Source organism: Spirillospora sp. NPDC049024, from assembly GCF_040649235.1.
Classification (GTDB): Bacteria; Actinomycetota; Actinomycetes; order Streptosporangiales; family Streptosporangiaceae; genus Spirillospora.
Window position 1 is genome coordinate 218445 of sequence record NZ_JBEZFD010000015.1, and the last position, 9584, is coordinate 228028.

Annotated in this window: 12 protein-coding genes; 5 read left to right on the top strand and 7 right to left on the bottom strand. The window is 72.9% G+C overall.

The features are described 5' to 3' along the window. Window positions 1–201: 201 nt before the first annotated feature. A complete protein-coding gene (locus tag AB0C21_RS27290) occupies window positions 202–1221 on the top strand; it encodes an aminotransferase class V-fold PLP-dependent enzyme (protein ID WP_500207946.1) in 1020 nt (339 codons plus the stop codon). A gap of 204 nt (window positions 1222–1425) precedes the next feature. Here AB0C21_RS27290 and AB0C21_RS27295 read toward each other — a convergent pair whose 3' ends face one another. Both AB0C21_RS27295 and AB0C21_RS27300 read right to left on the bottom strand, forming a co-directional pair. Continuing rightward, window positions 1426–1794, bottom strand: coding sequence for a hypothetical protein (locus AB0C21_RS27295; protein ID WP_500207948.1), 369 nt, complete (start codon window positions 1792–1794; stop codon window positions 1426–1428). Continuing rightward, on the bottom strand, window positions 1764–2459 hold the full coding sequence (locus AB0C21_RS27300) for a hypothetical protein (RefSeq protein WP_500207950.1): 696 nt from the start codon (window positions 2457–2459) through the stop codon (window positions 1764–1766). The genes AB0C21_RS27295 and AB0C21_RS27300 overlap by 31 nt, the downstream gene beginning before the upstream one ends. Window positions 2460–2478: 19 nt before the next feature. Here AB0C21_RS27300 and AB0C21_RS27305 point away from each other — a divergent pair, with 19 nt between their 5' ends. Further along, window positions 2479–2913 (top strand): DUF6196 family protein, encoded by a 435-nt coding sequence (locus AB0C21_RS27305; RefSeq protein ID WP_500207951.1) that lies wholly within the window; start codon window positions 2479–2481, stop codon window positions 2911–2913. Window positions 2914–3088: 175 nt separating this feature from the next. Beyond that, window positions 3089–3298, top strand: coding sequence for a hypothetical protein (locus AB0C21_RS27310; protein ID WP_500207953.1), 210 nt, complete (start codon window positions 3089–3091; stop codon window positions 3296–3298). Between the two features lie 35 nt (window positions 3299–3333). Here the strand turns inward: AB0C21_RS27310 and AB0C21_RS27315 are convergent, their stop codons facing one another. From AB0C21_RS27315 to AB0C21_RS27335, 5 genes are all read right to left on the bottom strand, one after another. After that, window positions 3334–4572, bottom strand: a complete 1239-nt coding sequence (locus tag AB0C21_RS27315; RefSeq protein WP_500207954.1) for a flavin-containing monooxygenase — start codon at window positions 4570–4572, stop codon at window positions 3334–3336. An 81-nt stretch (window positions 4573–4653) separates the two neighbouring features. Further along, a complete protein-coding gene (locus AB0C21_RS27320; RefSeq protein WP_500207955.1) occupies window positions 4654–6306 on the bottom strand; it encodes a LuxR C-terminal-related transcriptional regulator in 1653 nt (550 codons plus the stop codon). A 67-nt stretch (window positions 6307–6373) separates the two neighbouring features. Then, window positions 6374–6658, bottom strand: coding sequence for a hypothetical protein (locus tag AB0C21_RS27325; RefSeq protein ID WP_500207956.1), 285 nt, complete (start codon window positions 6656–6658; stop codon window positions 6374–6376). Continuing rightward, complete coding sequence (locus AB0C21_RS27330) at window positions 6655–7299, bottom strand: RNA polymerase sigma factor (protein ID WP_500207957.1); 645 nt, start codon at window positions 7297–7299, stop codon at window positions 6655–6657. The genes AB0C21_RS27325 and AB0C21_RS27330 overlap by 4 nt, the downstream gene beginning before the upstream one ends. Further along, window positions 7296–8840: a sodium:solute symporter family protein gene (locus tag AB0C21_RS27335; protein ID WP_500207959.1), complete on the bottom strand. Its 1545-nt coding sequence runs from the start codon at window positions 8838–8840 to the stop codon at window positions 7296–7298. The genes AB0C21_RS27330 and AB0C21_RS27335 overlap by 4 nt, the downstream gene beginning before the upstream one ends. Window positions 8841–8992: 152 nt before the next feature. Between AB0C21_RS27335 and AB0C21_RS27340 the strand changes: the two genes are divergently transcribed. Further along, window positions 8993–9220, top strand: a complete 228-nt coding sequence (locus AB0C21_RS27340) for a DUF3311 domain-containing protein (RefSeq protein WP_500207960.1) — start codon at window positions 8993–8995, stop codon at window positions 9218–9220. A gap of 116 nt (window positions 9221–9336) precedes the next feature. Continuing rightward, window positions 9337–9584 (top strand): DUF3311 domain-containing protein (locus tag AB0C21_RS27345; protein WP_500207962.1); only part of this gene is annotated, 248 nt, incomplete at its 3' end.

Sequence of the window (9584 nt, forward strand, 5' to 3'; positions counted from 1 at the left end):
TGTTCTCGGCGGCTGAGCCGTGGACGGCAACAAGTTCCGCTCTGACCCTAACGGGGCCCGCCGGTCCCTCTCCAGCCAGTTGCGCCCCTGCCTTCCCGCCACAGTGCCGGGACGTGATCAGCCTTCCGCACGCGCCACTGTCGCGACCGACCCGCCGCCCGGACCGATGAGCGTGGTGGGTGGGCGTCTAGGGTCGTGAGGGTGGATTTGGGCGAAGCGGTGCGGTTGTGGGATCCGGAGCCTGGATGGCTGAACACCGCGAGTTACGGCATACCGCCGGAGCCGGCTTTCGAGGCACTGCAGGGCGCGCTGGCCGAGTGGCGTCGCGGGGCCAACGGCTGGGACAAGTGGGACCGGTCCACTGGCCGCGCCCGCAGCGCGTTCGCGCGGCTGGTCGGCGTCGCGGCCGAGGACGTGGCCGTGGGCGCGTCCGCGTCGCAGGTGCTGGCCCCGGTCGCCGCCTCGCTGCCGCCCGGGTCGCGCGTCGTCGTCCCCGACATCGAGCAGACGTCCAACCTCTTCCCCTGGCTCGTGCAGGATCTCGACGTGCATACGGTGCCGCCCGCCGAACTGCCCGGCGCGATCGACGAGCGTACGGACGCGGTCGCCTTCAGCCTGGTCCAGTCCGCGACGGGCGAGGTCGCCGCCGCCGAGGAGGTCGTCGCGGCGGCGCGGGCGCACGGCGCGCTCGTCGTCGCCGACGCCACCCAGGCGGTCGGCTGGCTCCCGGTGGACGCGACGCCCTTCGACGTCCTGGCCGTCTCGGCGTACAAGTGGCTCATGTGCCCGCGCGGTACCGCCTTCTGCTACGTCAGCCCCGCCGTGCGCGACCGCATCAGGCCGCTCGCCGCCAACTGGTACGCCGGAGAGGGCGACGCCTCGTACGGGCCGCCGCTGCGGCTGGCCAAGGACGCCCGGCGGTTCGACATCGCCGCCCCCTGGTTCTCGTACGTCGCGGCCGCCCCCACGCTGGAGCTGCTCCTTGAGATCGGCATCGGCCGGATCCACGAGCATGACGTGCGGATGGCCAACCGGTTCCGGAGCGGGCTCGGCATGCCGCCCGGCGACAGCGCGATCGTCAGCGTCGCCCGGCCGGGCGCGGCCGAGCGGCTCGCGGCGGCCGGCATCCGAGCGTCCGTCCGCAAGGGCGCGGCCCGCCTGGCCTTCCACCTCTACACGACGGAAGCCGACGTCGACGCGGCCATCGCGGCGTTGACCTGAACCTCGGGTCCCGCAGGCGTCCTACCCGGCCCGCCGTTTCCCGGCCGTCCATCGCCGCCGCGGGCTGCTCCGGGTCGCCGGGGCAAGGTGGCCCGTCTCCCGCAGGTGCTCCAGGTGCTCGCGGACCAGCGGGACGACCGCCCGTACCCCGCCCGGTGACGCGGCGGATCTCGGCGGTCGCGATGACCGTTCCGCGCCTTCCGCCTAGTCGCCCGCGTGAAGGGACCAGAAGCCCGGCTCGTCCATACGCATGACGAGCAGATCTCCGGGCCGCAGTTCCGTTGTGATCATGCTGTCGCCCAGACCGGACGCCCCCGGGTCGTGATCGCAGAACGCCAGGTCGCCGCTCCCTTCGTCGACGGTTTTCAGCTCCCAACTGCTCTCGGTCCTCACCTGAACCGTCACCTTTCCAGGCGGTCCCTTGTACGTCACGACCTCATCACAGTCCCCTTGGAGTTCCCGCTCCATGACGGCGGCATGGTCGATGGAGAGGAACCGGGCGGTCCACGTGCTGCCGGAATCGCTGTTCCGGACCCGCACCTTCAGGTGAGTGCAATCGATGGGCAGGAACACCCGTCCTCGGTAGTCGCCGACCCAGAACACCCGAGGTTCGTTGAGCGTCTCGATCCGGGCCTCGGTGCGGACGTGACCGCTGACCTGGAAATTGCCGCCGCCGGAAAAGACGACGTCGACGATCGCCGGCCGTCCGGGCTCCGGCCGGTCGACGAGGACTTCGATGGTCCGTTGCCCCGGCCGGTCGCCGCGAAGCGCTCCCCGGTCGAGGCCTCGGCGCGGTGCGGGCGCCGTGCCAGGGCCCGCGGCTCCAGAGCGTCGATAGGCACCGGACGTCCGTTCCGCCGCGCATCCAGGCGGATCAGCGCGGCCCGGCCCTCCTTGAGCGCGGACAGCGCGTCCGGTTCGGAGGCGGCGGTCTTCGCCCGGTCGTAGGCGTCCAGAGCGAGCCGGTAGTCCTTGAGCGCCTCGGCGAGCCGCTCGCCGATCGGATCCGGGTCGGCGAGCGGCTCACCGACCGGAGCGCCCGCACCGGACGGGTCCGCCGTGGTGTGGGCGGGTGGCATGGCGGCCCGCCGGCGGGTGACGAGCGCTTCCTGCTCCTCCGGCGAGTCTCCGGCAGAAATCAACGGGGGCGCGTCGGTGTTGGGGTGATCGTCACGTGCCGGGGCACCATGCCCGGCATGGGACGACGCCCCGGCTCCCCGGGGCCGTTTCTTCCGCAAGGACCAGGAGAACCTCGTCGTGGTCAGTGTCAGCGTCGAGACGCCGCAGCAGACCGAGGAACGTCTACGCCATGTGATCGCCATGGCCGAGCTCGTGGTGCACGACGGTGTCTGGTGCTTCGAGGAGTCCCCCGCCGACCGGCCACCGGTGCTCGACGGCGACACGCTGGCGGTGGTCCGGGACAGCGAGAGCTGGAGCCGGCTGGTCCCGCTCGCCCGAGAGCACCGGGATGTCGAACGGTTCGGGATCTTCTCCTTCCACTTCCCGGCCGACCTGGACAACAGCGGCTTCGTGGGCTGGCTGGCCACCCGCCTGAAGACCGGGCTGGGCACCGGGGTCTTCGTCATCTGCGGCAGCAACCGCGACCGCGGCGGCATCTACGACTACTGGGGCTGCCCCATCGACCTGCTGGACGACGCGACCGCGGCCATCCAGGCGCTGCGTACCGGCTGAGCCGAGCGCACACGGCCGCGAGGGCCTCGACCGTCGCTCCGAGGCCCCTCGTAGGCGCACTGTCGAGAAAGCAGAAGCCCCGCTGAAAGGCGGATCATCCGGGCACAGCAGCGCCCGACAGGACGAAAGCGCGAGTTCGCCCAACCAAGATCGCAACGACTCGGAGACATCGGGAGTGTCGCTGTGGCTCCAGCACGGCTACGCGGTGGTGGCGACGGATAACGCCGCGATGGGCAGCCCGCCCCCCCGTCCGCAGACCCTCGCGTACGCGCTCACCGACACCATCGGCTCGGCCGCGAACATGTACTACGAGGACATGCACGGGGGCTGGCGGCCCGACCTGCTGACCGGGGACGTGCGCGCCTTCTTCCGCGCCCTGCGCTGAGCCCGTCCGGAGGCCGCCCGGAACCGGGCGGTCCCTCAGCGGGCGGCGATGTGGTCGACGATGTGGGCGGCGTCGGCGCCGACCCCGGCGAACACCGAGGACGGTTCGGAGTGCAGCCACGGCAGCCCGACGGCGTACAGGCCGGGATGCTCGGTGACGCCCCTGGTGTGGCGGGGGTAGCCCCACTCGTCGAAGACGGGCACGTCCACCCAGGAGAAGTCGAGGCGGAAGCCGGTCGCCCACAGCACGGTGCCGATCCCGGCGGCGTCGAGGTCGAGTTCCGTCGCGGTGTCCGGGACGAACGTGTCGGCCGGCGGACGGTCGTCGGGCGGCGCGTCGATCCCGGCGGCGGCGATGTAGGCGTCGAAGAGGGGACGGAACTCCTCCTCGAACCTCGTCTCCGCGCGGGACAGCCGCCTGTCGAGGTCGTCGCTGAACCGCACGGTGGCGCCGTCGGCCGACTCCAGCCGCCCGTACAGGCGCATCCCGCGGCGCGCGAACTCCCGCAGGTCGATGTCGTGGCCGCCGTCCTTGCCCGACAGGTGCGGGTCGCAGGCGAACCGGGCCGCGGGGGACGGCAGGTCCGCCACGGTCGGGAACGGCACCCCGACCTCCGCGCCGTGCAGGAACGCCTGGAGCAGCCAGTAGACGGAGTCGCGGCCCCGGTAGCGGCGGGGCACGGCGAAGCAGTCCGAGACGGCCAGGTGGACCTCCCGTCCGGCATCGTGCAGTTCCTCCGCGATCTGCGTGCCGGACTGGCCCGTCCCGACCACGAGGACCCCGCCGTCCGGCAGCTGTCCGGGACGCCGGTAGTCGGCGGAGTGCAGTTGCCTGACGCGGGGCGCGAGCCCCCTGGCGGCAGGCGGGGTCTTCGGGCGCTGGTACGGGCCGGTCGCGAGCACGACGTTGCGCGCAAAGATCGCGCCTGAGCCCGTATGCGCGGTGAAACCACCGTCCGCGGGCTCCAGCCGCACGACCTCGACGCCCAGGCGGACGGGCGCGTCGATCACGGCGGCGTACTCGGTCAGATGCTCCACGACCTCGGCGCGCGGCATGAACCCGTCCGGATCGGGGCCGCTGTAGGGCATGCCGGGCAGCAGGACGGTGAAGTTCGGCGCGACGAGGGTCAGGCTGTCCCAGCGGTCGTTCCAGCCGCCACCGAGCCGGTCGCGCCGGTCGACCACCAGGTGCTCGACGCCGGCCTTCGTCAGCCAGTGGCTGGTGGCCAGCCCCGCCTGACCCGCGCCGATGACGAGTGTGTCTGTCTCTTCCATGACGGCTCCTCCCAAGACCGGGCCTCTACTGACGACGCTAGGCACGGGCGGCCGTCCGGCGCTTCGGGAGGAGGGTGCAAATCAGCCTGGGCGCTCGTGGGCAGATCTGTGTAGGTCGTGCTCGTACGCGTACGCCGTGGCGGCCGCCCGGGAGGACAGGCCGAGCTTGCCGAGGATGTTGCTGACGTGGCGGGCCACCGTCTTCTCGCTGAGGAACAGGTCGGCGGCGATCGCGCGGTTCGTGCGCCCCGTCGCCACGAGCGCGAGGACCTCGGTCTCGCGGGCGGTCAGCACCCCCGCCGCGCGACGGCCCGACAGCGCCTCCACCCGGGCCGTGTCCGGCGCGGCGCCGAGCTGCCGGAAGATCCAGCGGGCGGCGTCCAGTTCCATCCCGGCGCCGTCCTCGTCCCCGAGCGCCCGGCAGGCCAGGCCGATCAGCACCCGGACCCGCGCGGACTCGTACGGCACGTCGAGCTCGCGCCAGCCGGTCCACGCCCGGCGCAGCTCCGCGAGGGCCGCCCGGGCGTCGCCCTCCGCGAGCGCGACCGCACCCCGCGCCTGGCCCGCCGTCGCGCGCAGCAGCGGCGCGCCGAGCTCGGCGGCGATGCCCGCCAGCTCGTCGGCGGCGCACCGGGCGGCCGGGACGTCGCCCACGGCGAGCATGATCTCCACGCACGCGGCGAGGACCCCGGCCCTCGACCCGGGGTCGGGCCGCTCGCCCGCGGCCCGGCGGATCGCCGCGGACGCCGCGTCCGTCCGCCCCTGGGCGAGCCGGAGCAGCGCGAAGCCCGGCTGCGGTTCACGGCCCCATCTGCTCGCCGTCCGGTAGAGCTCCTCGGCCTCCGCGTGCCTGCCGCGCAGCCGGTCCAGCTCCGCCCGCCGGTAGTAGGCGGCGCCGACCGCCGGGTCGCCGGTCCTGCGCCCGAAGACCTCGCACGCGCGCCGCAGCTCCTCGACCGCGTCCGGCCAGGCGCCGTGCAGCTGCATGATCTCCGCCCGGTGCACCAGGCACTGGCCGCGGAACGGCTCAAGGTCGGGCTGGGACTCACACCAGCGGGTCAGCGCCCTCGTCCACTCCGTCGCGCGGCGGACGTCCAGGGTCTCCTCGCACGCCTCGATCACGCTGCAGTAGACGTTCCCCGCGACGATCGGCGACGCCTCCCCGGCCGTGACGGCGACCATCACCTCGTCGAGCAGCGCCACCCCCTCGGCGGCCCTCCCCTGGCGGATGAGGGCCCGTCCCCGGACCTGCCGGGCGAGGATCACGAGGTCGGGCTCGGCGCACCGCTCACCGGTGTCGGCGGCCCGCGCCGCCAGGGCCCCGCCGCCTTCCTCGTCCCCCTCCACGACCCGCTGCTGGGCCGCGGCCACCATCAGGTAGCCGCGTTCGGCGCCGTCGTGGCCGCCATCGTCCAGCAGCCGCTCTGCCCGCGCGAGCCAGCCGCCGACGAGGGCGGCGTCACCGCCGCTCAGCAGCTGGAACGCCAGCCAGAACGCGCACCGCGCGGCCCGTGCGGTCTCCCCGCGCCCGGCGAGCGACCGGTGCGCCCGCTCCCAGAGCGCGGCGCTGTCGGCGTCCCTGCCGATCAGGTAGGCGGCCGTGGCGAACCGTTCGAGGTCCGCGGGTTCGAGGCCCGCCTCCTGGTCCGCCGCGGACAGGTGGGCGCACGCCTCCGCCCACCGCCCGCCGGCGAACGAACTCCGGCCCAGCTCAAGGGCGTCTCCGGTGGTCACACCTCCCACCTCACCACATGGGCCGCCCGCCGCCTACGCCTCCCTCCGGGGGCGTAGGCGGGTTCGCTCACGGCGGGTCGATCGCCGGAGTCCGGTGTTGGGACGGCACTGAATCGTTGAAGATGACGTGGGGCCGGTCATCTGCCTGGTTGAGCGCCCACAGGCCCACAGCGTCGGCGCAGACGAACAGGACGGCCATGAGAGTGGCGACGATCCGGCGGCGCCGGCGTTCCCGGCGCCGCCACTCGCGCCGGACCCGCTGATAGGCGTCCGGCGCCGGGTGGACGCCGTCGGTGAGCGCGTCGAGGGCGGCGCGCAACTGATCTCCTGTAGGGGCGGGACCGCTTCTCATCGTCGCTCCTGCATGAGCTTGGTCAGAGTGGCCATGCCGCGGGCGGCGTGCGTTTTGACGGCACCCTGCGAGATGCCCATCGAGGTGGCGATATCGCTTTCACTCAGCCCCAGCCAGTATCGCAGGACCAGCGCCTCGCGCTGCCGCGCCGACAGGCGCTGCAGCGCCGTGACGAGCGCCCGCTGGTCTTCGTGCAGCAGGGCGGCGCTCTCGGCCGACTGCACCGCGTCCATGCCCCGGTCGATGTGCTTGCGGACGACCTGGAGGTGACGCAGCCGCATGCGGGTCAGGTTGCAGACCACCGACCGGAGGTAGGGCAGCGCGGCGTCGGGGGTGCGCAACCTGTTCCATCGGCGGTGCAACTGGCAGAACGCCTCGGAGACGATGTCCTCCGCGTCGTCGGCACCGAGCAGCACCGCCAGCCGCAGGAGCCCGGGATAGTGCAGGTCGAAAAGGCTGGTCAGCACGGCCTCGCGGTCCATGGCGCGCCCGTCGGTCTCGGCCTGCCCCGTGGCGGGCGCCTGCGCGGGTGGCACCGGGGGCGACACCGGGGGCGCCGCGCCGCGGGAAGGGGCGAGCGCGGCGACGTCCGGAGAAAGTTGCGGTGCGGGCACCGGGACGCCAGATCGCAGAACACTCATGCAGTCGTCTCCAGTTCGGGCCGGGAGTCGGCCGACGATGTCAGGTCCGGGCCGCGCGGCACGCCCATCCAGTCGAGCAGCGGTGTCAGCACCGCGGCGGTCAGCAGGTTGAGCCCGAGGCCGACGACCGCGGCGTACGCCTGCGCCTGCCACCCGCCCAGCCCCACGTGGATGACCGAGGTGAATCCGGCGCTGACCACCATGTGGGTCCCCGCGGCCATGCCGACCGCCCACCCGCCGAGCAGCGCCACATGGTGCAGCCGCCGGGTGTACAGGCCGACGGCCACCGCCGGCAACGTCTGCAGGATCCACACACCGCCCAGCAGTTGGAGGTTGATGGCGTCCTGGTCGCGCAGCCCGAGGACGAACACCACGGCTCCGGCCTTGGCCGCGACCGAGACCGTCTGCGCGATCCGCCGCTGGTGCTTGGGCGTGGCCGTCGGATGGAAGAACTCGACGTAGATGTTGCGGACGAACAGGGTCGCCACCGCGATCGACATCACCGCCGCCGGAACGAGCACGCCGACGGCCAGGGCGCCGAAGACCAGCCCGGTCAGCACCGCTGGCGTCACCTCCTCGACCAGCAGCGGCACCGCGATCTCGGCGTTGCCGGGCGGTGCGGCGATGCCGGTGGCCAGGGCCGCGACACCCAGCACCGCGAACAGGCCGAGCACCGCCGTCCAGGCGGGAAGCGCGATCGACGTGCGGCGCAGTACGTCCGGTCCGGTGGCCGCGAACGCCGCGGTCAGCACGTGCGGGTACATCAGCAGCGCCATCGCCGACCCGAGCGCGAGGGTGGCGTAGCTGGAGTACATCTGCGGGTCCAGGACCAGCGAGGCCTCGGCGTTCCCGCCGGCCGACAGCCGGTGCTCGGCACCGGTGAACATCGGCCCGGGCCCGCCGAGGCGGCCCATGACCAGCACGACCACGGCCACCACCGAGCCGATGATCGCCGTTCCCTTGACCAGTGAGATGACCGCGGGGGCGCGCAGCCCGTGCCGGCAGGTCGCCATCGCCAGGACGGCGGAGACGGCGATCAGCGCGAGATCGCCCGCCGCGCCGCGCGGGTAGAGCCCGCCCGCGGCCAGGACGGCGCGGATGCCCAGGAGCTGCAGTGCGATGTAGGGCATCGTGGCCAGCACACCGGTGACGGCCACGACCAGCGCCAGCGTCGGGGAGCCGTACCGGCCGCGGACGAAGTCGGCCACCGTGACGTACCCGTGCCGCCGCGCCACGGCCCACAGGCGGGGCAGCAGCACGAAGGCGAACGGGTACACGACCACGGTGTAGGCAAGGGCGAAGAACGCCAGCGCCCCGATGCCGTACACCAGGCCCGGGACGGCGGCGAAGGTGTAGGCGGTGTAGATCGTGCCGCCGAGCAGGAACCACATCGTGGGCGCGCCGATCCGCCGGTCGGCGAGCGCCCAGCTCTCCAGGGTGGGCAGCTCGGGGGCGGGACGGAACCGGCGGGCCGTGAGCGCGACCAGCGACGTCCCGCCGACCACGGCGACGAAGGCCGCGACGCTCACCGGCTCGATCATCCGTTACCACCGTATCCGTCCTGCATTGCCTGTGTGTTGCGCAGGTTACGTGCATGGTTGACACGGTCCGGCGGCAAATTCGTTGGAATTCGATGTCAACCGGATCGCGAGCGTCGGCAACTCTGCCACGAAGCCGTGAAACCGGAGGCGTGATGCCGAAGCCGATCCGACCGGCGCGACGTGTCGCCGCCGGAGTCTGCCTGTCCCTGCCCGTCGTGGCGCTGCTGTGCGTGCCGTGGTACGCCCGCTCGACGCCGCGGCTGGCCGGGGTGGCGTTCTTCTACTGGTACCAGTTCGCCTGGATCCCCGGCGTCGTCGTCTGCATGCTGGTCGCGTACCTGCTGCTCCACGGGCACCGGGACCGTCCGCCCCGCCGATGACGACCGGCGCGGGAGGGCCTGCGCGGCCTTCCCCACCACCCCCCCGGCCGAACACCTGACCGCGACGCCTTCGCGGTCCAGGCCGTCCCGTCCCTCAGCTCGCGAGGAGATCACCCATGCCGAGAAACGATGCCCATCCGCCGCGGGACCCGCGGCCGTCACCGTCCTCGGACTCCGGCCGCTCGGACCGGAGTCCGTGGAACTGGCTGCTGATCATTCCGGTGGCGGTCCCGCTGCTGACCCTGCTCTACAACAGCGACAAGCCCCGCCTCGCGGGCTTTCCGGCGTTCTACTGGATCCAGCTGGCCTTCATCCCGCTGGGCGTGGCCTGCACGGTCCTGGTGTACCAGATGACCAAGAAGCG